23 protein-coding genes, 1 pseudogene and 1 other annotated feature are annotated in these 19,841 nt (G+C 66.0%); of the genes and pseudogenes, 12 read left to right on the forward strand and 12 right to left on the reverse strand.

The window, feature by feature from the left end:
- Window positions 1-62: 62 nt before the first annotated feature.
- The 5 genes and pseudogenes from PV762_RS05095 to PV762_RS05115 form a co-directional block, all read right to left on the reverse strand.
- Window positions 63-563 carry a tetratricopeptide repeat protein gene (locus PV762_RS05095; RefSeq protein ID WP_421033937.1) on the reverse strand — a complete coding sequence of 167 codons (501 nt, stop codon included), beginning with the start codon at window positions 561-563 and terminating at the stop codon, window positions 63-65.
- A 347-nt stretch (window positions 564-910) separates the two neighbouring features.
- Complete coding sequence (locus PV762_RS05100) at window positions 911-1,711, reverse strand: anti-sigma factor (protein ID WP_421033938.1); 801 nt, start codon at window positions 1,709-1,711, stop codon at window positions 911-913.
- Entirely contained in the window at window positions 1,708-2,307 is a 600-nt protein-coding gene (locus PV762_RS05105) for a sigma-70 family RNA polymerase sigma factor (RefSeq protein WP_421033939.1), read from the reverse strand. Before PV762_RS05105 ends, PV762_RS05100 begins: the two co-directional genes overlap by 4 nt.
- A 310-nt stretch (window positions 2,308-2,617) precedes the next feature.
- Window positions 2,618-3,010, reverse strand: a pseudogene (locus tag PV762_RS05110) (IS3 family transposase); the annotation flags it as partial.
- Window positions 2,811-2,927, reverse strand: a sequence feature (AL1L pseudoknot). (Overlaps the previous pseudogene by 117 nt.)
- A 428-nt stretch (window positions 3,011-3,438) precedes the next feature.
- On the reverse strand, window positions 3,439-3,633 hold the full coding sequence (locus PV762_RS05115) for a hypothetical protein (RefSeq protein ID WP_421033940.1): 195 nt from the start codon (window positions 3,631-3,633) through the stop codon (window positions 3,439-3,441).
- A 70-nt stretch (window positions 3,634-3,703) separates the two neighbouring features.
- Here PV762_RS05115 and PV762_RS05120 point away from each other — a divergent pair, with 70 nt between their 5' ends.
- Window positions 3,704-4,156 (forward strand): Hsp20/alpha crystallin family protein, encoded by a 453-nt coding sequence (locus PV762_RS05120; RefSeq protein ID WP_421033941.1) that lies wholly within the window; start codon window positions 3,704-3,706, stop codon window positions 4,154-4,156.
- 29 nt (window positions 4,157-4,185) lie between these two features.
- Window positions 4,186-4,653: an Hsp20/alpha crystallin family protein gene (locus PV762_RS05125; RefSeq protein WP_421033942.1), complete on the forward strand. Its 468-nt coding sequence runs from the start codon at window positions 4,186-4,188 to the stop codon at window positions 4,651-4,653.
- A 462-nt stretch (window positions 4,654-5,115) separates the two neighbouring features.
- Here PV762_RS05125 and PV762_RS05130 read toward each other — a convergent pair whose 3' ends face one another.
- Window positions 5,116-5,700, reverse strand: coding sequence for a DUF4142 domain-containing protein (locus PV762_RS05130; RefSeq protein ID WP_421033943.1), 585 nt, complete (start codon window positions 5,698-5,700; stop codon window positions 5,116-5,118).
- Window positions 5,701-5,855: 155 nt separating this feature from the next.
- On the opposite strand from PV762_RS05130, the gene PV762_RS05135 reads away from it, so the two are divergent.
- Entirely contained in the window at window positions 5,856-6,257 is a 402-nt protein-coding gene (locus PV762_RS05135) for a response regulator (RefSeq protein ID WP_421033944.1), read from the forward strand.
- On the opposite strand, the gene PV762_RS05140 is transcribed toward PV762_RS05135, so the two are convergent.
- Entirely contained in the window at window positions 6,252-6,530 is a 279-nt protein-coding gene (locus PV762_RS05140) for a hypothetical protein (protein WP_421033945.1), read from the reverse strand. The genes PV762_RS05135 and PV762_RS05140 overlap by 6 nt on opposite strands.
- A 210-nt stretch (window positions 6,531-6,740) precedes the next feature.
- Window positions 6,741-8,561 carry a YbhB/YbcL family Raf kinase inhibitor-like protein gene (locus PV762_RS05145; RefSeq protein WP_421033946.1) on the reverse strand — a complete coding sequence of 607 codons (1,821 nt, stop codon included), beginning with the start codon at window positions 8,559-8,561 and terminating at the stop codon, window positions 6,741-6,743.
- A 747-nt stretch (window positions 8,562-9,308) separates the two neighbouring features.
- Here PV762_RS05145 and PV762_RS05150 point away from each other — a divergent pair.
- The gene (locus tag PV762_RS05150; protein ID WP_421033947.1) at window positions 9,309-10,409 is read left to right on the forward strand and encodes a CrpP-related protein; all 1,101 of its coding nucleotides are present in this window, start codon (window positions 9,309-9,311) and stop codon (window positions 10,407-10,409) included.
- 98 nt (window positions 10,410-10,507) lie between these two features.
- Window positions 10,508-11,083: a cysteine hydrolase family protein gene (locus PV762_RS05155; protein ID WP_421033948.1), complete on the forward strand. Its 576-nt coding sequence runs from the start codon at window positions 10,508-10,510 to the stop codon at window positions 11,081-11,083.
- A gap of 9 nt (window positions 11,084-11,092) precedes the next feature.
- Here PV762_RS05155 and PV762_RS05160 read toward each other — a convergent pair whose 3' ends face one another.
- Window positions 11,093-11,551, reverse strand: a complete 459-nt coding sequence (locus PV762_RS05160) for a DUF421 domain-containing protein (RefSeq protein ID WP_421033949.1) — start codon at window positions 11,549-11,551, stop codon at window positions 11,093-11,095.
- Window positions 11,552-11,594: 43 nt separating this feature from the next.
- On the opposite strand from PV762_RS05160, the gene PV762_RS05165 reads away from it, so the two are divergent.
- Genes PV762_RS05165 through PV762_RS05175 form a run of 3 tightly spaced genes read left to right on the forward strand, consistent with a single transcriptional unit; the run spans window position 11,595 to window position 13,400 of the window.
- Window positions 11,595-11,900 carry a UDP-galactopyranose mutase gene (locus PV762_RS05165; protein ID WP_421033963.1) on the forward strand — a complete coding sequence of 102 codons (306 nt, stop codon included), beginning with the start codon at window positions 11,595-11,597 and terminating at the stop codon, window positions 11,898-11,900.
- A complete protein-coding gene (locus PV762_RS05170) occupies window positions 11,888-13,063 on the forward strand; it encodes a zinc-dependent alcohol dehydrogenase (RefSeq protein WP_421033950.1) in 1,176 nt (391 codons plus the stop codon). The genes PV762_RS05165 and PV762_RS05170 overlap by 13 nt, the downstream gene beginning before the upstream one ends.
- Before the next feature lie 34 nt (window positions 13,064-13,097).
- Complete coding sequence (locus PV762_RS05175; RefSeq protein ID WP_421033951.1) at window positions 13,098-13,400, forward strand: SDR family NAD(P)-dependent oxidoreductase; 303 nt, start codon at window positions 13,098-13,100, stop codon at window positions 13,398-13,400.
- On the opposite strand, the gene PV762_RS05180 is transcribed toward PV762_RS05175, so the two are convergent.
- Both PV762_RS05180 and PV762_RS05185 read right to left on the reverse strand, forming a co-directional pair.
- On the reverse strand, window positions 13,322-13,654 hold the full coding sequence (locus PV762_RS05180) for a hypothetical protein (RefSeq protein WP_421033965.1): 333 nt from the start codon (window positions 13,652-13,654) through the stop codon (window positions 13,322-13,324). The two genes, PV762_RS05175 and PV762_RS05180, sit on opposite strands and share 79 nt — an antisense overlap.
- 28 nt (window positions 13,655-13,682) lie before the next feature.
- A complete protein-coding gene (locus PV762_RS05185) occupies window positions 13,683-14,219 on the reverse strand; it encodes a hypothetical protein (protein WP_421033952.1) in 537 nt (178 codons plus the stop codon).
- 723 nt (window positions 14,220-14,942) lie between these two features.
- Between PV762_RS05185 and PV762_RS05190 the strand changes: the two genes are divergently transcribed.
- On the forward strand, window positions 14,943-15,797 hold the full coding sequence (locus PV762_RS05190; RefSeq protein WP_421033953.1) for a hemerythrin domain-containing protein: 855 nt from the start codon (window positions 14,943-14,945) through the stop codon (window positions 15,795-15,797).
- Window positions 15,798-15,827: 30 nt separating this feature from the next.
- On the opposite strand, the gene PV762_RS05195 is transcribed toward PV762_RS05190, so the two are convergent.
- On the reverse strand, window positions 15,828-15,992 hold the full coding sequence (locus PV762_RS05195) for a hypothetical protein (protein WP_421033954.1): 165 nt from the start codon (window positions 15,990-15,992) through the stop codon (window positions 15,828-15,830).
- A 199-nt stretch (window positions 15,993-16,191) separates the two neighbouring features.
- On the opposite strand from PV762_RS05195, the gene PV762_RS05200 reads away from it, so the two are divergent.
- The 3 genes from PV762_RS05200 (at window position 16,192) to PV762_RS05210 (ending at window position 19,653) form a co-directional block, all read left to right on the forward strand.
- The gene (locus tag PV762_RS05200; RefSeq protein ID WP_421033955.1) at window positions 16,192-17,370 is read left to right on the forward strand and encodes a glycosyltransferase; all 1,179 of its coding nucleotides are present in this window, start codon (window positions 16,192-16,194) and stop codon (window positions 17,368-17,370) included.
- Between the two features lie 2 nt (window positions 17,371-17,372).
- Window positions 17,373-18,341 (forward strand): amidohydrolase family protein, encoded by a 969-nt coding sequence (locus PV762_RS05205; protein WP_421033956.1) that lies wholly within the window; start codon window positions 17,373-17,375, stop codon window positions 18,339-18,341.
- Between the two features lie 82 nt (window positions 18,342-18,423).
- Window positions 18,424-19,653 carry a glycosyltransferase gene (locus PV762_RS05210; RefSeq protein ID WP_421033957.1) on the forward strand — a complete coding sequence of 410 codons (1,230 nt, stop codon included), beginning with the start codon at window positions 18,424-18,426 and terminating at the stop codon, window positions 19,651-19,653.
- Window positions 19,654-19,841: the final 188 nt, after the last annotated feature.

Below are 19,841 nucleotides of genomic sequence, written 5' to 3' on the forward strand. Positions count from 1 at the left end.
TCGCTGCCGTCCAGTGCTGAGGTCGTGTCGAGGTCGTCGTTCGTCGCCGTGCCCGTCGCTGCTTACCAGTTGGCCTTGACCACGTACTTGTTGCCGTTGGCCTGGTAACGGTCGATGGCGGCGCGCAGCTCGTCGTACTGCTCGCACTTGGCGGAGCACTCGGCCGCCAGCGTGGCCAGGCGGGCCTGCGCCTTCGGCAGGTCGCCCTTCATCAGGTAGAGCTCGCCGGAGTACTCCAGCGCGTTGCGGTGGCGCGGATCGATCTTCAGCGCGGCGTCGTAGTAGCGCTCGGAGGCGGCCAGATCGGGCGTGCTGCTCTTGCGCAGCGTGTAGCCCATCAGGTTGTTCCAGTCGGCGCTGGCGCGCTCGTCGACGCGCTTGAGTTCCTTCAGCGCGGCATCCCACTGGCGGGCGTCGATGTACTGACGGGCCTTGTCCAGGGAGGTGTCCTTGCGCGCGGCGGCGGCGGTCGGCGCGGCGGGGGCCATGTCCGCGGCCATCGTCAGCTGCATGCAGAAGGCGCTCAGGGCGATGGCCAGGGCGAAGGAGGTCTTGGTGTTCATGGGGAAGTCCTTTCGAGGTGAAGGTGGGGGATCGCGTCGTCCGCTTGCCGCGGAGCGTCGTACCGAATCGTCGACACCAGGACCTACGGGCGCACTCGCGGCACGGATGCAGGCGGAGGCGAAAGGATTTGTAACTGGGAGGAGGGGAAGGGCGCCGCAAGGACTGACCTCGCGGACAGGCCACGACCCTCACCCCAACTCTTTCCCGCAGTGCGGGAGAGGAAGAAAGAAGCGCGCAGGCACGGCTCCCTGTCCCGCACGCGGAACAGGTGCGTCGTGTCGTGTCGCTTGGCTCGTGGAAGCCCCTCCCCGCACTGCGGGAGAGGGGGCAGGAAAGGCTCAGCCGGTCACCAGACCTTCACGCAATCGCCTTCCCAGACGAAGGGCGCGAGGGGCGCCGTCGGCGCGGTGTCGGCGGGTTCGATGCTGACCGCCAGTCGGCGCACCGACTTGAACAGCCGTTCCGAGGTATCGGCCAGCGTCGCCTGCGTCGTGCCCTTGGCGGGCAGCGCGGCGGCCAGCAGGATGGGCGCGCCGTTGTCGGGCAGGGCCCACAGGCGCGCGACCTGGCCGGCGGGCACCACCAGCGGCTGCAGCAGGCGCACCGTCATCAGCGTGCCGTGACGGCGGGAATTCGCCACCAGGGTCGGCTGACCCTTGGCGTCGTGCAGCAGACCGACGTAGCTGGCGGGCGTGGCCTGATCGGCCTGCAAGCTCTCCACCCAGCCCGGCGAGCTGCGCAGCACGGCCACGCAGGCCAGCGCACCGGCCAAGGCGCCGGCGACGGCCCACCCGGACACGGCGACCGCGCCGCGGCCGCCGCCCGGCACCAGCCAGTGCCACCAGCGGCCTTCGCCGCCCTTGCTCCTGCCGTTGTCCGATGCCGCCGCGCCGTGACGCGCCGCCTGTCCGAACTCATCGGGGAACAGCCGGCGCTGGATCGCGGGCCAGTTGCCCAGCGGCGGCGCGACTGGCGGCGTGGCGGCTTCCAGCGAGGACAGCCGTTGCTGCCAGATCTGCGCCGACAGGCGCACCGCGGCCGAATCCCGCATCAGCGTCTCGAAACGGCGGCGCGCGCCGCCCGCCAGCGTGCCGAGCGCATAGGCGCGGGCGAGGGCGTCCAACCGTTGGGGGCGGAGATAGTTCATGCGCGCCCCCCCAGGTTGTCCAGGCAGGACTTGAGCTGATCAAGCCCGCGACGGACCCAACTCTTCACCGTGCCCAGGGGGGCGTTCAGACTCTCGGCGATCTCGGTATGCACCATGCCGCGATAGTAGGCGAGCGCCAGGGCCTGACGTTGCGCCGGCGCCAATGCGAGCATGCATTCGTCGATGCGCGTCTTCACCAGACTTTCGTCGAACAGCGCGTGCGGATCGCCGCTCGCGTCGGCGGCGACGTCCATGGCTTCCTCATTCAACTCGATCGTGCTGTCGCGCTCTTTGCGGCTGGCGCGCAGCGCGTCGATGGCGCGGTTGCGGACGATGTTGATCATCCACGTCATCGGCGTGGCAGCCTCGGGCTGGTAGCTCGCCGCTTTCTGCCAGATGCTGACGTAGGCCTCCTGCAGCACCTCGTCCGCGCGGCCTTCGTCGCGTAGTACGCGCAGCGAGACCGAGAACAGGTGGGCGGAGGTCGCCCGGTAGAGGCGTTCGAAGGCTGCCCGGTCGCGCAGCGCGACGCGGGCCATCAGATGGCGGAGGGGATCGACGGGCTCCTGCGGAGAGGCTTCAGCGCTTGGGTTCATGGTTCCTTGATCAGGACGCCGCTCGGACGGACGGTCGCGGTTCTCGTGGAGCGCGCGACGACCCGGCCGCCCCGGACGGCGTGGTCTCGTCCGCGTCGGACGACGGACGAAGCAATGCGTCAATTGTTCGCCAAGGGCTATGCGCCGGCATGACGTGCCGCGTTCGACCGTGCGGCGTGCAGGACGCCTGCCCGCTGATGGTGCGGGATCCGGGGAATGGCCTCACCCTTATTGGGTATTGCCGTTCACGCCGATTCGGCGATCACTCGAATCGCGCGCGATTCGTTGCAACGAACTGCGCCACTGTCGTCAACCGCTCGACGGTGCAGCACGCCACCACCACGCCTTCGCGGTTGAGCTGACGCCAGACCTTGTCGGCCGTAGACCTGGAAGTTGGCTTGCCACACGCGTTGGACCTGGGGCACCAGGCTGGCATCGCGCTTCGCGCGACGCGAGCACAGCGCCGGGTGGCGCTGGCGAGCAGCATGCCACCAATACGCCGACGGGGCGATCTGCAAGACGCGGCAGAGCGACTCGACCCCGAACTGCTGGCGATGCTGGTCGACGAAAGCCTTCAGGACTTGAAGCGGCGGTCGAGCTCCGCCTGGGCGAAAAACGCGCTGGCCAGCCTCAGAATCCCATTGGCCTTGCGCAGCTCGCGCACCTCGCGTTCGAGTTCCTTCACGCGCTGGGCCTCGCTGGTCTCCGGATGGTCACAACGGAGCGGCATCGAAGGAGCCGGCCGAGAGTTCGGGGTGACTTGTTGATCAGGGTTTGTACTTAGTTTGATTGCTCTTGAAGGTCCCGCCTGGAGTTCCTAAATCCGTGTCGAACCGCCATTCAATCGATTCGGAAGAGGACTGGATCATGGCCAAGCAGCAACTCGACTTGCCCGAACCGTCGGAGAAGCGTGCATCCCGATGCGCTTCTCAACGCGCGGCTCAACGCGCGTCTCAACGCGCTCCCCGAACTGCTCAACGCGCACTGAGCGCGGACCAACTTCAGGCGTACCTCCTCGCGCGCGAGACGCTGCGACGGTTGAAGTCCTCGCCGCGTCCCTGCTTCGCGCGCGATCCCTCCGCCTTGGCTCAGGCCGGCCAACATGCGCCGCCGCACGGAGCGGGTGACCAGTCAAAAATGTCGCTCCGCTGAGTCCTCACGCATGCCACGTGCGACCTGATTTGATCGAGGTGCACCGCGGTCGATGCGCTTGGAGAGATCCTTCAGCGCGCTCCTTTGGTCTGTGACGAGCAGCGTCGCCTGCGACACCTTCGTCATCTGCGTCATCTGCGTCGAGCTGTATTGAGCTGCAGCGAGCTGCATCATCCGGTGCCGCCTGTGCCGACGTGTGCCTACCGCACTGACCATTCATCAACAAAAGGAAAGGAGTTTGTTCATGTTCGCTACCGTCTTCCATCGGCCTCAGCCTCTGCTGGACCAGCTCGCACAGCTGCAGCAGGCGCTTTCCCGCCCGCGAGCAAGTGACGCCTCTGCCGACGGCATTCGCGCCGCATTGGCAGGAAGCTTCCCGCCCGTGAACGTCGGTCGCACCGAGCGGTCGATCGAGGTCTATGCGTTCGCGCCGGGATTGGACGCCCAAGCCATCGACGTGACCGTCGAGCGCGGCGTCCTGCGGATCTCGGGCGAGCGCAGATCTGGCAGCAAAGGCGCCGCGGACGGCGTGCAGATCTATGCCGCGGAGCGCTGGCATGGCCGCTTCAGCCGCGCGGTGACGTTGCCCGAGGAAGCCGACACCGGCCGCGTCGAAGCGCATTACCGCGACGGCGTGTTGCGGGTGAGCGTTGGGCTGCGTGAACAGGCCCGTCCCCAGCGCGTCAACGTGCAGTGACCAACGAACCAGAACCCGGAGGAAACATGATGACCGAACAGACCCAGCTCAGTCGCGCTGACAACGAACCGGCGACGTCCGGAACCTCCGTCCCCACGTCGGCATCGCGCAAGCCGTCCTCAGCTCACAGCGCTGCCGGGGCGAACGCAGTCGAGCGCCCAATCGAGCGAGCAGTCGAGCCGGCCGTGGAGATCTTCGAAGATGCGGGTGGCATCACGGTACTGGCCGACATGCCGGGCGTGCCGCGGGAGGGATTGAACGTGCAGCTCGACGGCGATACGCTGGTGATCGAAGGCGAGGCGGCCGTCCTGGCGCCCGAAGGCATGCGCGGGCTGTGGGCGGAAATCAACGTGCCGCGCTACCGCCGGGCGTTCACGCTCGGCCGCGAACTCGACGTGGCCCGCATCGAGGCGGGCGTCAAGGATGGCGTGCTGACCTTGCGCATTCCCAAACAGGCGCATGCGCAGCCGCGGCGTATCGCCGTGTCCACCACCTGAAAGAGCGCGACGGGGAAAATCTCAGTCGTCTCGTGCCATGGAGTGCTACAGCGTTAGGGTTCCGCCGGGCACCCGCCTGGCCGGCTACACGGCAGCGGGCAGGCGCGTTGAGATCCTGCCGGGTGAATACCACGTCCACAGGATGCGAACGAAGCTGCCCGCGCGTGGCGTCCATGCCCTGCGCTTCGTGGGCGCGTACGGAGGCCAGGCCGACATTCACCTGCCGCTCGGCGAGGGAAGCGACATCCGTCGGGTGCTTCCGCCGGAGGTGAGCGCCGTGGAGTCGGACTCGCGGTAGACCTAGCCGGTAGGTACTGCGATAGACCGGTAGACCACTCGGTCGACCACGCCTTCGACCACGCCGTAGACGACGCGGGTACAAAGGCAGACGACTTTCTCGGCTGCCTTGAACCGGCGTCGTTTATAGCTACACAGGTCTGCCTCGCGCGACCGTTAGCGCAGTCACTTCTTCTTGTCGGCGGCCTTGGTGCTCGCTTCGAGAGCCTGCGCTTCTTGCAGGTGATGCTGCAGCGTCGGCAGGGTCTTGGCGGCCCAGGCCTTCACATCGGCATCCTTGGCGTCCTTGGAGGCCTTCTCGAACAGCTTGACCGCGTCCTTGTGAGCCGACACCTGGTTTTCCGCGTAGGCATGGTCGAACCCGGTGCCGTCGCGCTTTTCCAGGATCTTGGCCTTGCCCTTGGCCACCATGGTCGCCTCCGTCGGCAACTTCACATTCTTGGACGCGGCCAGAGCCTGCAGCTCCGCTGAGGCCTTCTTGTGGTCGTCGACCATTTTCTGCGCGAAGGACTTGACGTCTGCGGCGCTACCCTTTTGAAGGGCGAGGTTGCCCGCGTCGATTTCAGCGTGGCCCGACTCGGCCGCGTCCTTGAGGAAACTGCTGTCGGCGTGGGCGGCGCGCGGTGCCGACGCCCCGACCGGCGCGGTGGTCTGTGCAAACGCGCCTGCGCAGGTCAAGCCGCCGATGACAACGGAGAGGGCTGCGATCGCGGTAAGGGTGGGACGACGCGAATAACAGTTCAGGGCCATGAGGCACTCCTTGAAGTGAGGATGACAGCACCCAGCAATCCGGAGGCCCGCGCCGCTGACACCCGCGCGAACTCTGTCTTGCTGGCGCGCAGCCGCGATGGCACGTCGCATCGGCAGCATGGCAAGCGGGCACGCGCCGTGCTCGGGAACCGGTGATGAACGAAGTGAGCCACTTGACGCCAACGTGCAAAATCCTGGTCGTGGACGACAACGTCGATGCAGCCGATTCGCTTGTCGAATTGCTCGCCGTCTGCGGCTTTGAGGCGTGTGCAATCTATGAGGGCAGCGAGGCGGTGCTGTTGGCCGAGGCGCTTCGCCCGTCGCTGGTCCTGATGGATATCGACATGCCGGGCATGGACGGCTTCGATGCAGCGGCCTGCATGCTGCGCGGCGCGTCGGGAGATACGCCCCCTCGCCTGGTGGCGCTCACCGGTCGAGGCAGCGAGCGAGATCGATCCTTGAGCACCAGTGCCGGCTTCGATCTGCACGTTTGCAAGCCGATAGGCTGCGAGCAGCTGTGTGAGCTTGCGGAGGCGGCCTACAGAAGTGGCTCATAGTTTTTGAGCCTGCGCGACGCATCGAATCAGGTAGTCGGCGTACCACTCCCGATAGGGCGAGTTCTCCACCATGTGACGGTTGTAGTCCGGCGCACCGTCGGCCCACCAGGGTGGGCCGCGCTCGCCGAGCTCCACCTTGAGGTGATGGACTGCGGAGCGGGCACGGGCGCGCTCCTCCGGACGCGCCGACGTCCCGCGCAGTTGACGGCGAGCGGCCATGAGCGCGTTGACCAGTTCCCGGAGGCGCTGAGGCGACAGATCGGGGTTTGCCATGCGCCACAGTCGGCCGCGGACGACGAAGTACCTCCCGTCGGGTGTCACCGGGTAGCCTCCGCCCACACTGCGCGGCTCGGTCATGTCGTAACACCGGCTCGCTCAGCCTGCCGGCGGGCGAGGCGCGCCTCATGCCATCGCGGCGGCAGCGCGGCGCTCCGGGGTTGCTCAATGTCTAGGCTCAACACCATTCGCGGGCCCATGCGGCGCTTACTTGGGTGGCTTGATTTCTTGGCGGTAAGTACCGACCAGCTCCCCTTTGCCCACGACGTGACCCTTGATCGCCGCGAGCACGTCATCGCGCGTGGCGCCCAAGGGCAACTGCAGCAGGGTGTCGAGTGCCAGGATCTGAAAGTGATAACGGTGCGCCGGATCACCCACCGGAGGGCGAGGGCCGTAGTAACCGATCGAGCCACGGCTTGTGGCGCCTTGCATGAGGCCCGCCGGTTCTGTCAGGCGCTCCTGTTCCTGGAGTCCTTCCGGAAGCCCGGTCAGATCGCCTGGGATGTTCCAAGCGACCCAGTGGACGAAGGGTGTGATCGGTTGGGCATCGGGATCCTCCACCACCAGGACGTAGCTTTTTGCGCCGCGCACCGGCTTCCAATTCAGGGCCGGAGACACGCCGTCGGCGTACTCGCTGTGCTTCACGGGAATCGCTGCACCGCTGGCAAAGGTGGGGGAAGTCACTTCAATAGAGCCAGAGCCGCTAGCTTCGGTCGACTCGATTGCCTTGGTCATGCTCGTCTCGGACCGATCCCTGGCGAGCGGCACGCCGACACCGCGCGACGCCTGGCGTTTCATCGCATCCGCGGGCGGCTGCATGGCGGGTGCGGGACGGGCGTCACCTTCATAAGCGATCCGATAGATGACGCCGTTGGCGTCGTCCGCCATCAACAGCGCTCCGTCCTTGGCCCAGCCCAGTCCGACGGGACGCGCCAAGTGAGTACGTCCGCCATCGGTCAGGAAACCGGTGACGAACGTCTCGAAGCGCTGCGGCTGGCCGTTGGAGAATCGCACGCGAACGATCTCGTAGCCCGAGGCCTCCTTGCGGTTCCACGAGCCGCGCATCGTCACGAAGGCATCGCCGGCATATTCCGCAGGAAAACGGCCGCCGCCTCTGGAGAAAACCATCTGCATCGGCGCCGCATGGGCCTTGTAGCCGAGCGCCATAGGCACGCTGTCGGCTTTCCACTGCGCCTTGGTGATTTCGCCTGGCGGCGTGCTTTGCGGATTGATGCCGCCATCGCCCCATACATGCGGCCATCCATAGCGTCTGCCTTGTTCGATCCGGTTGAGCTCTTCGGGCTGCACCTCGTCACCGAGAAAGTCGATGCCGTGGTCCATCCCCCATAACTCCCCTGTGGCGGGATGCCAGTCGAAGCCGATGGTGTTGCGCAGGCCGCTGGCCACGATCACGCGGCTGACGCCATCCGCGGTGGCCCGCAGGATCGTCGCATTCTCGGGATTGCTCTCATTGCACGCGTTGCAGGTGGAACCTGCCGTGATGTAGAGCATCTCGTCCGGCCCGAACGCGATCGTGCGGTTCGGATGCTGTCCCGCGTCGGGGAGATCGCCCACGATCAGCTTGAGTTCGCCCACGCGACCATCGGGCCGCAACGGCGCCACGAAGATCTCCTTCACGGTGGCGACGTACAGTTTTCCGTCGTGGATGGCCAAGCCATGGGCACCGGCACGGTTGAGCACTTCCACCGCGGGTCCGTCCGCCAAGCCGTCGCCGTCCCTGTCCTCAAGCATCACGACGTCGCCCGTATCGCGTCGGCTCACGTAGACGCGTCCATCGGGCGCAACGGCGATGATCCGCGCGTTCTTGAGGTTGCGCGCGAAGATGGAGACCTTGAAACCGGCTGGCGCCTTCACGGCCGCGATGCGATCGCTGGTGGCCTCGACCTTGTCGGGCTTGAAGACGTGGGTCCGTATCGGCACGTCGGTGCCGTCGCCTTGCTGGGCGAGTACGGCCAGCGAGAGGCCCGCACCGACGAGGAGAATAGCAACACGAGGAGTGCGTTTCATGGGCGTTCGTTCCGAAAGTGGTTCTGAGCGCTGGCAGTCAGCGTTCCTCGGCAGGTTGGTTTGACTTCCACGCAGACCCTCAGCGAAGTAACGCGTTTACGCGAAAGCGGGTGCGCTTACCGACCGCATCACCTGCACGCTGCAGCGATGGGCAACGACGCACGGAGAGAAAGTCATGTGACGCCAGGCGAGTCCGTGCGGCAGTGTCGGACCGTCCATTTGGCGTGGGACTTGCCTGAGACCCAGTGAGCCATTCCGGCTTCAGCCAAGGTATCGCCATGAACAGCAGCACTCGCGCGCCATCGTCCCTGACGTCGAATCCCCACCCGTCCGACGAGAGGATGCCCGCGCTGGGAGATTCCGCCTCAGGGATTTCGGCAGGGGGCCCGGAAGAGATCGTTCCGACCGGAGGAGTCCGACCGAAGCCCCGAACGTCGGATCAAGTCGACGACGTGGATGACAACGAGGAGCTGCCGGAAGGCAGTGACGCACCCCAGGATCCACAAAAGGGCACTCGAAACCAGTCGTCCGTTCGTGAAGAGGCGCGCCACAAGGTCCGACGACCGTCGTCCGACGCTGATCTGCCTCAGCCAGCCCGCGGCTGAACTGATGTGACACGGCGCGGGGCGGCCATACGTACACGCCACGCCACGTCACGCACTCGCACTCGCACTCGTCCACGTCCAGAGCAGCTGTTGCCAATCAACGCTTTCCGGCCATGCGACGATCGAGTTGGATAAAGGGGGAATGATGAAACAGCGTGGCAAGGCGGGCTTGAAGCGGCCTCACCACTCGGGACCGCATGGGCTTTGCGCCATCGAGCGAGCCGAACTTCACCGCCAGGGCGCCAAGGCCGCCGCTCGCGGCGAGCCCAGCGGCGCCAATCCGATGGATTCTGCGGCGAACCTGCCGCAGGCCACCGGGGAAAGTGCGGGCGTTTGGCAACTGCGTCGAGATGCCTGGCACAGCGCGCATCGACTCCAGTCGCAGCCCGCAAACGAGCGGCGCGCACGCAAGGGCGACGAGGCCTCAGTCGTGCACGACGCTCGCAGGGGACGCGACGGTGAACGCGCGGACAAGCCTTCGCGTCATCGGCTTGTCGGTCTTCGCCGGGAGATCAGCGACGCACAGGACACCCTCGCCGGCCTGCAAATAGCCATTGCGACAGCGCTCAGCGACAAAGGTCTCCAGGCGCTGTCGGACGTGGCTCAAGAGAACGAGCGCCTCAGCGCCGCACTCGACGAAGTCAATCGCAGGGCGGAGAGTGAGGCGGATACGGCACACGCAGCGCTCCAAGATGCGGTGCGTGCCTCCGAGACCGACCCGTTGACGCGGCTGCCCAATCGCACCGTGCTGTGGGACCGGCTGGCGCACGATCTTGCCCTGGCCACTCGGCACGGGACGCCGCTGGCTGTGTTCTTCCTCGACCTGGACGGCTTCAAGCGCATCAATGATCGCCTCGGTCATGGTGCGGGAGATCAACTCCTCCAACATGTCGCGGGCGTGCTGCTGCGGACCATGCGCGCCAGCGACACCGTGTGCCGCTTCGGCGGCGACGAGTTCGTCATCGTCGCCAATGACACCCCGCGCGACGAGCTTCCTGGCCTTGCGCACAAGATTTCGGAAGCGGTATCCGCGCCGTGCGAACTTGCCGGTGAAACGACCTATCCACGCCTGAGCATCGGCTTCAGTTCGTTTCCGAAGGATGCCACGGAGGCGAAAGGTCTAGTGCGCCTGGCCGATGCCGCGATGTACGACGCCAAACGCCGACGATCGGAGCGTCATGACCTGGATGTCGCTGGCCTCGGCGCCGCAGAGGTCGGCGCAACGCACGGCCGTCGTACGTAGGTAGGTCCGACTCCAGGCAGCACGTCAGTCTGCGTCACATTCACTGCAAAGACCCCGCAGCGGCGTGCATGTGGGGAGAGCCTTCAGCGGAGACTTCCTTGACCCGAAAAACTTCTTCGAGCACATCGCTGCCGGCGTCGCGCAGGGTGCTCCTGCTGGTCGACTTCATCAATCCGCTACGGTTTGACGGGGCGCTGGAGCTCGCGCCAATGGCCGTCACCGCAGCGCGGGCCACGGCGCGCTTTAAACGCCGCTTCAGCGAGGAGGGTTGGACGTCGATCTACGTCAATGACAATTTCGGCGAGTGGCAGTCCGATGTGCCGCGCCTGCTCAAAGAGTGCCGGCGATCCGGTGCGGCGGCGGCACAGTTGGCACGGCTGCTGGCGCCATCGCGGGAAGATCTGATCGTCCTGAAGCCTCGCCATTCCGGCTTCTATCAAACGCCGCTCGAGATGTTGCTCGATGATCTGAAGGCCAAGGAACTGATCATCGTAGGGCTGTCTACCGATTACTGCGTGCAGTGCACTGCCATGGACGCCTATGTCCGCGGTTACCGCGTCAGTGTTCCGGCGGACTGCACAGCCGCCGAGACGGTCCGGCGACGCGACGAGGCGCTGTGCTGGATGAAGGACGCCCTGAAAGCCCGGATCAACCCCGTCGATCCGGGTCGATGAAGGCGACCATCAGCGTTTGAGGACGCTGATCGTGCCATCGCTCTCCAGGATGGCCAGCTTGAGCTCACCCAGTGAGCAGTCCGCCTCCCGAAGTGCCTTTTGCACATCGGCTTCGCCGAGGCGGTGGCGCTGCATCACGTCGAGAAACCATTTTCCATCTCTGCCGATCAGCACCGGAGAGCCCTCCAGAAGGCGCTCCAGCCGTTTGCTGCGAGAACTGAGGAAGCCCAGCAACCCGTTCATCAGGATCAGCGCCGCGGCGAGGATCCACGCGCCGGTGACCGATTCTTCACCCCCGCTGAGTCCGTTGCTGACGGCCTCACTCAGAAGCATCACCACCAGCAGATCAAAAGGCGTGAATTGGCCCACGGTCCGCTTTCCCGAAAGTCGGACCATGAGAAAAAGAGCGAAGTAGATCAGACAGGCTCGCGCGAGGAGCTCCCACCATGCGACTTGGAGTTCGAACATGGCGGTGCCAGAGCAATGGCGATTCCCGGGCAACTGTGAATCGATGGTAACGCCCGTCCTGCCTGCCCGCCGCCTTAAGCGGCGACTTCGCCCGGCAGCTCGGGGAGGTGAAGGAAAGGTATGTCGCGCCTCGAACGCCACCGCGGGAGGGCGCCTTGCTTGCCCCATACCTCGGCGCGACAACGAGGCGCTCTTCAAACGCTACGACGAGATGGCGCAGAGGACACGAGGCGTGACCTTCGTCGGGCGCCTCGCCCAGTACCGCTACGACGACATGGACCAGGTCGTCGCCGCCTTACTCAAGGCTGCCGACGATCTATTGACAAAGGAACTTTCATGCTCGCACTGACCTATCACGGCGCTCGCGATGTTCGCGTGGAAACCGTCCCCGATCCGGTGCTCGCGGCCGACGACGACATCCTCCTGCGTGTCACCGCCACGGCGATCTGCGGCTCCGACTTGCACATCTACCGCGGCAAGATTCCCGATATGAAGTCCGGCGATATTCTTGGTCACGAGTTCATGGGCATCGTGGAAGAGGTGGGCCGTGGCGTGGTGAACGTGAAGCGGGGAGACCGCGTGGTGGTGCCATTCACCATCTCCTGCGGAGACTGCTTCTTCTGCGGAAGAAAACTGTTCGCGGCCTGTGAGACGACCAATCCGGGTCGCGGCGCGATTCTGAACAAGAAGGACGTGCGTTCCGGCGCTGGGCTTTTCGGCTACAGCCATCTGTACGGCGGATACCCGGGAGGACAAGCGCAGTACGTACGCGTGCCCAAGGCCAATGTCGGGCCGCTGGTGATCCCCGATACGAGGCTGAGCGACGAACAGGTGCTCTTCCTCTCGGACATCCTTCCAACCGGCTATCAAGCAGCGCTCAACGCCCAGATCGGGCCGGGTTCGAGCGTCGCCATCTTCGGCGCCGGACCCGTGGGCATGATGGCCGCGGCGAGCGCCCGGCTCCTCGGCGCCGACAAGATTTTCATGATCGATCACCATGCCTACCGACTCGCATTCGCAAAGGATCTGTACGGCGTTCTGCCCATCGACTTCGACAAGGTCGACGACCCGGCCCAACTGATCATCGAGCAGACCGATCATCGCGGTGTCGATGCGTCGATCGACGCTGTCGGATTCGAGGCCAAGGGCAGCACGTTGGAGACGGTCCTCGCAACGCTCAAGTTGGAGGGCTCCAGCGGGACGTCGCTGCGTTGGGCAATCGCGGCAACGCGTCGAGGCGGCGTGGTGAGCGTGCCGGGCGTGTACGCCGGCTTCATCCACGGGTTCCTTTTCGGCGACGCTTTCGAGAAGGGCCTGAGCTTTGCCAGTGGTCAGACGCATGCCCAACGTTTCATGCCCGAGCTGCTGACGCACATCGAAAGCGGGGCGCTCAAGCCGGAGCTCATCGTCAGCCATCGGATGCCGCTGACCGAGGCAGCGCGTGGCTACGAAGTGTTCAACAAGAAGGAAGAAGACTGCCGCAAGGTGGTGCTGACGCCGTTCCAGACCTGACGCCTGCCATCTGTTGCTTCGACAAGGACTTCACATGACCGCCACCGACACTTCCCGGCGCCCGTTCGCGGTGATCACGGGCGCTTCCAGTGGAATCGGGCGAGAACTCGCCCTCGAATGCGCGCGACACGGTGACGACCTCTTGATCGCGGCAGATCGCCCGCAAGATGCCACGGCTGCGCAATGCCGCATGCAAGGGGTCGAGGTGCAAGTCCTCCAGGCGGATCTCGCCACCTCGACGGGCGTCGGGCACATGCCTCACTGCATGTCGGTCACGAGGCAAGCGGCCGTTGGATATTCGATTCGTTCGGCCGGTGGCGAGATACACGTGATGTGACGGGTCCCCCTGCAGACGCAGGGAACCCGCGCGCAAGCCGGCTCGAACGCCAACGCTATCGACGCGCGGGTGCCCATCCCCTTGCAGTGTTCCTTCGAAACCTCCTCGCCCTGATTGGCGATCAGCGCTTTCAAAAGGTTGGTGTGGTCGGCAATGCCGGCCTGTGCCTGCTCAAGCATCTGCGTCAGCTTGGAGTTGGTCGATTGCTCCGGATAGAGCACCAGCCAGCCGTGACGCTTCGCGACTTCATTCATGCGGGTGCCGCGAAAAGGTCACGGCGCATTACCGCGCCACGTTCTGGCCCTGGGCCGCAGTCCAGCTGCGCTCGAAGTGTTCTGCGTCTTCGTCGTTCTTGGCGCGCAGGCCCATCAGGATCCCGCCGTTGCGCACGCCTTCTTCGTACTGCTTGACGCGCTCCTCCGGCATGTTCCAGCCGATCAGCGCGCCGATCAGGCCGCCACCTGCCGCGCCGGCGCCCGCACCCGCGGCGGCCGCGGCGAGCGGCCCGGCGATGACCAGGCCCAGTCCCGGCAGCGCAATGCTCGTGCCGACTGCGGCGATCGCGGCGGCGATTGCGCCGACCGTTCCGCCGATAGCGCCGCCGATGCCCGCGCCCTCGGCGGCCTTGTTGCCAAGCTCAGTCTCGACGCTCTTGTCGCTGAAGTGGCGCTGGCGGGTGTCGTCGGACATGACCAGGTCGATGTCCTTCGGGTCGTAGCCGCGCTCGCTGGCTGAGCTGTAGGCGGACTCCGCGCTGGCGCGGTCGGGGAAAAGGCCGGTGACCAGGCGGTCGTTGGAAGCTGGGGTGACGGTGTTCATGGGGAGTTCCTTGTTCAGGCGGAGGAGGGTGATGGGGGATGCGGAATCGGAGGGAATCAATGACGATCCGCGCGCGGAGCAAGCTCGTCCGCGGGTGCGGCGCCCGACGCAGCCGCGCGGGAGGCACCGGCGCCAGAGGCTTTGGTGCGGGAGCTATCCGCGCGGGAGGCATCGGTGCGGGTTCCATCAGTGCGGGTTGAAGAGCCCGTCGCGCGGGTGCCGTCCGTGCTCGTCTGCCGGCTGTCGCGCGAGGCCTTGTCGGTCGCGGAAGGTCCGGTGCGAACCACGGTGGCTGTATCGCTGCGCGGGATTGCCTTCTGCTGGGCCGCACTGGCGGCCTGCGGAGACACGCCTACCGCCTGAGGCTGCGCGGGCTCTGTTTTGTCAGCCCGGTTGACCGTGGTGGCCGTGGTGGCCGCAGAGGGGGTGGTAGGGGCGCTCTGAGCCCCTGCGGCGTGCGCCGTGGCGGCGAGGGCAAGCGCGCTGAGCGTTGTCGAGATGCGATTCATCGTGGGTTCCTGCTTGTTGATGAGGCCGACGGCCTGCATGCCCGGACGTGGCATACCACGCCCCTGCTCCCGGTGGCCCTTGTTCCCCGACGGTTCACCTATGAGGCCAGCCCATCGAGGTGTGTCGGCTCGGTAAGTTCTCTCTACGGTTCCTCGGTATCGGTGTCGATTACCGATCTCCCGGGAACGCACTGAGATCGATGCGCAGGCATGGGTGGAAGCCACGCTGCATGACGCCAAGCGCGGGCGTCTTTACACAAATGGCGACGGGAAACGGCCTCGATCTTGCGTCTGCAAGGGCACCGGACCTTCCGGACGCCACGGGGCCTGTGCGCCTCGCTTGTTCCTTCCTTCATCACCTCCCAATTCACGCCAGGAAAGCCCAGTCGGGCTTCCCAGCCAAGGACACACCATGCCCGCCAACACCGCCAACAACGCCAACAGGACCAACAGCACCAAGTCGACCGCCAAGGCCGCTCAGTCCAAAACCTCCCAATCGAGGACCGCCGACAAGGAGCCGAGCAAGGAGCGGAGCAAGCGGGCGACCAAATCCTCTGACAGGTCTGCGAGCGACGACCGGGAGTCCAGCGGCGCGGTCGATGCGATCAAGTTGCTGACCGACGACCACAAGGAAGTGCAGGCGCTGTTCAAGGCCTATCAGAAGTTGGTCGACGAGGATGGCGAGGATGATCTGCGTGAGCAGCTCGCCCAGGACATCTGCGCCAAGCTCACCGTCCACGCGACCATCGAGGAAGAGATCTTCTACCCCGCCGCACGCGACTCGCTGGAAGACGATGAAGGCGATGACCTGTTGGACGAGGCCGAAGTCGAACACGCCAGCGCCAAGGAGCTGATCGCCCAGATCGCCGAAGGCTCCGCGGCGGACGAACTCTTCGACGCCAAGGTCAAGGTGCTCGGGGAGTACATCGCTCACCACGTCAAGGAGGAGGAGAAGGAGCTGTTCCCCAAGGTGCAGCAGTCCGACCTCGATCTCGACGCGCTCGGCGACGAACTCAGCGCACGCAAGGCCGAACTCCTTGTCGAGCTCGAGGAAGAAGAGGCTTCGTGAGCTTGTTGCCTCCGGGCAGTCCGACCATGCCTAAATAACCCGCTCCGCCCCTGTAAATCCGGTGACGACGTGCGCGCCTTCGGTCCAGCCGGTGATGGCGCCCCGGGGGGCGAGGAAGACGATGCCGTACTGGCTGTCGCCGACGGTGAGCAGGTTCAGCACGAGGTCGACGTCGGTCGAGATGACTGAGAACACCGATGGAATCGGTAATCCGGTTCGTTCCGCGCCTGGGACGCGGTATTGCCTTCTCCACATTCACAAGCCTTCCGCGGCGCACGCCCGTCCCAGTGACCAGCCCGCCGGTATCCAGGAGGGGCCTTGCCTTCGTGGCCCGCGTCGTGCGCACCATGTTCCTCACCCAGGCGCCGCGCCTCGCGCGCCAACGGGAATCCCCATGTCACCCTTGATCGTGTTCTCGCACCTGCGATGGAACTTCGTCTTCCAACGTCCGCAGCATCTGATGTCCCGGCTGAGCGCCGACCGCCGTGTGCTCTTCATCGAGGAGCCCGTCTTCGAGGCGGACACGCCGCCGCGCATCGAAGCAAGATGGGAGGGCGTCCGGGGCTTCGAGGTGGAAGTCCTCGTGCCGTTCACCCCGGTCGACGCGCCCGGATTCGACGATGCGCAACTGGCCGTGCTGCTGCCGCTGCTGGCGCGGGAGTTCGCGCGGCGCGACGTCGCCGATCCGCTCGTGTGGCTGTACACGCCGATGGCGCTGCCCCTGGTCGCCAACCTCCGCCCCCGCGCCGTGATCTACGACTGCATGGACGAGCTGTCGGCATTCCGCCATGCGCCAGCCCAGCTGCGCCAACGCGAGAGCGCGCTGATAGCCTGCGCCGATCTGGTGTTGTGCGGGGGGCCTTCGTTGTACGAGGCGCGGGTCGGCCAGCATCCGAACCTGCACTGCCTGCCCAGCGCGGTCGATCCCGACCACTTCGCCCCGGCTTCGCTCGACGACGGCGACCCGTTGGCCATGCGTGCTGTCGAGTTGCAAGGCGGCACGCCGCGCCCGCGGCTCGGCTACTTTGGCGTGATCGACGAGCGCATGGACATCGAACTGGTGGCGGCGCTGGCGCAGGCGCGCCCCGACTGGCAGATCGTCATGGTGGGTCCAGTCGTGAAGATCGACGAGGCATCGCTCCCGCGGTCCCCGAACCTTCATTGGCTTGGCCTGCAGAGCTACGCCCAGCTGCCTCATCTGCTGGCGGGTTGGGATCTGTGCCTGATGCCGTTCGCGCTCAACGAGTCGACGCGTTTCATCAGTCCCACCAAGACGCTGGAATACCTGGCCGGCGGAAAGCCTGTCGTCAGCACGGCGATCCGCGATGTGATCAGCCTGTACAGCGGGGCGGTCCGCATCGGGCGGGACGCGCCGGGTTTCATCGCCGCCTGCGACGCGGTGCTGTACGAGACGACCGAGATCCACGCCACGTGGCAGAGGGCTGCGGCGGCCGCGGTGGCGGCGGGAACCTGGGATGTCGCAGCCGATCGCGTGCGCGGCTGGTTGGCTGAACTCCCCGTTGCCGTCCCTGCGGACACGTCGGCGACGATACCTGCGCTGAGAGCCGCCTGATCGTGATCATCGACGCGCATCTGCATTGCACGGGCCGAGAGACCGCCGACGACGTGCTGCGTATGCTGGATGAGGCCGGCGTGGACATCGGCGTCCTCCTGGCGCCATTTCTCGGCGACGGCTATTCGCTCGACGATGCCGCGTCGCTGCGACGCGGCAATGCGCATCTGTCGCGACTGGTTCGCGGACACCCGGACCGGCTGATCGGTCTAGCCGTCGTCGATCCGCGCCGCCCGGACGCGCCGGAGGACCTGCGGCATGCAATCGAACAACTCGGGCTGCGCGGCGCGAAGATGGTGCCGACCGGCTGGTATCCGTATGAAGCACGCGTGCAACCCGTTTTTGCCGTCGCCGATGAACTGGGCTTGCCACTGCTGTTCCATAGCGGCATCTTCATCGACGGTCGATCGGGTCGCTTCTGCCGGCCGAGCTATTTCGAGGCGCTGCGCGACCACCCCCGCACGCGGGTCACTCTGGCCCACATGGGCTGGCCGTGGACCGACGAGGCGCTCGCCGTCGCGCTGATCGATCGCATCCACGGCGTGCCGCACGCGCAGGCGCAGTTCCGGCTGGACATCTCCTTCGGTCCGCCGGCGCCGTACCGGCTGGAGGTGCTGTCGCGGATGCTGGCGGTGCTCGGGGCGGGCTCGCTGCAGTTCGGCAGCGACTGCTTCCTGCCATGCACTGGCGCACACGTGCGCGAGCGCCTGCAGTGGGTCGCCGACCTCATGGACGAGATGTCGCTCCCGCGGGACGACAGGCATCAGATCTGGAGCGGAACCGCGGCGGCCTGGTTGGGCATCGACGTCGACGCAACGCCCATCCAGGTCGACGCTTTCGCTCCTGTATTCCCCGGCGTCGAGCCCGTTGCCGCTCAGCGAGCGGGATTCTCCGCGCTCGTGTCGCGCGCTTCGGCAGGTGTTGACCGCTCAGCGAGCGATGGCGATCTCTGGCGGCCGGTGTGCTGCTGACTGGCCCGTCACTCCACTTCGCCCTTCTTCTGTTTCGTCGCCGCGCCACCGCGCGGTACTCCGTTACCGACCAAGACCCATCATGGACATCGCTTCTCCCCACGCCGTCGCCGCGCTCGTCGATGACAGTCACGCCTCGCTGCATCCGGTACTCAACTCGCACGCGCCGCTGCACGTGCTGGAAGTCGTCGGCAACGACATCGTCGGCGGCATGGAGCGCTGCGTGGAGCGGCTGATCGCCTACCTGGGCCGCGAAGGCGAATTCCGATTCACCGCGCTGTGTCCATCCGAGGGCGCATTCGCCGATCGGCTGCGTCGGGCGGGGGCGACGGTCGTCATTGTGGCCATGCCCGAGGACGCGCCGTGGGCCTCGGTCCAGTTGGTCGCGAGCCTGGTCGCGTCGGAGCGTGTCGACCTGCTACACGCCCACCTGCCCAACGCCCATCTGCTGGCTGGCCTCGCGGGTCGGCTCACTGGTGTGCCGGTGATGACGACCATCCATGCGCGTCAAGCCGCGTTGTTGGACCTCGAGGTGCACCGAGCCACCGGTAGCTTCCTCAGCCTGGTCTGCCAGCAGAGCTATTACCACGCCCTGGGCCTTGGTGTGGAACGCGGTCGCCTCAGCCTGGAACCCAACGGCGTCGACGTCGACGCCTTCCAGCCGGGGCCGCGGCCAGCGCAGGGCGTGCGCACCTCGCTGGGGCTGTCGGCGCACGCGATGCTCGCGGGGTTTGTCGGTCGTCTGTCCCCGGAGAAAGCACCGGATCTCTTCGTTCGGGCGGTCGCTCTCCTGCGTGGGTCGTTGCCCGACGCCCACTTTGTGCTGGTGGGGGACGGGCCGATGAAATCGACGTTGCTGGAGTCCATCGCACAGCATGGATTGGACTCGCATGTCCACGTCCTGGGCGTTGTCGAAGATGTCCGGCCTGTTTATCACGATCTGGACTTGCTGGTGTCGAGTTCGCACTCTGAGGCGATGCCGCTCGCTTTGATGGAGGGCATGGCCAGCGGATTGCCGGTCGTAGCGACCCGCGTCGGCGGCGTGCCGGAGATCGTCGAGCACGGAGGCACTGGGTGGCTGGTCGCGCCGCGCGACGCTGAAGACCTGGCTGGGCGCTTGCACCAGATGCTGACCCGGCCAGACTTGCGCCAACGCATGGGCGAACAGGCGCGAGCGCGAATGGTCCGTCACCATCGACTCGATCGCCAGCTCGACGCGCTCGGCGACCGCATGCGGCGCATCACTCAACCCGGCACCGCGCTCGAGGTGGCCCGCGCCACACGCGTCGCTGCGCCAACACGTAAGCGTTGAGTCATTCCCGAAGCGCGTCATGGAGCAGTTCATTGAAAGCACTCTGATCTGCAACCGCTGGATCAGCAATGTCGTGGTGAGCACAGCGCCGCCAGCGCCCGCGCGTAACGGCGCATCACGCGCCTGCCGTGGATGGCGCCGCGCGCGTCGCGCGTGGCATGCCAGACTCCGCTGCGATGCCAGCGCTC

It is taken from the genome of Mitsuaria sp. CC2, from assembly GCF_048957715.1.
Classification (GTDB): domain Bacteria; phylum Pseudomonadota; class Gammaproteobacteria; order Burkholderiales; family Burkholderiaceae_C; genus Roseateles.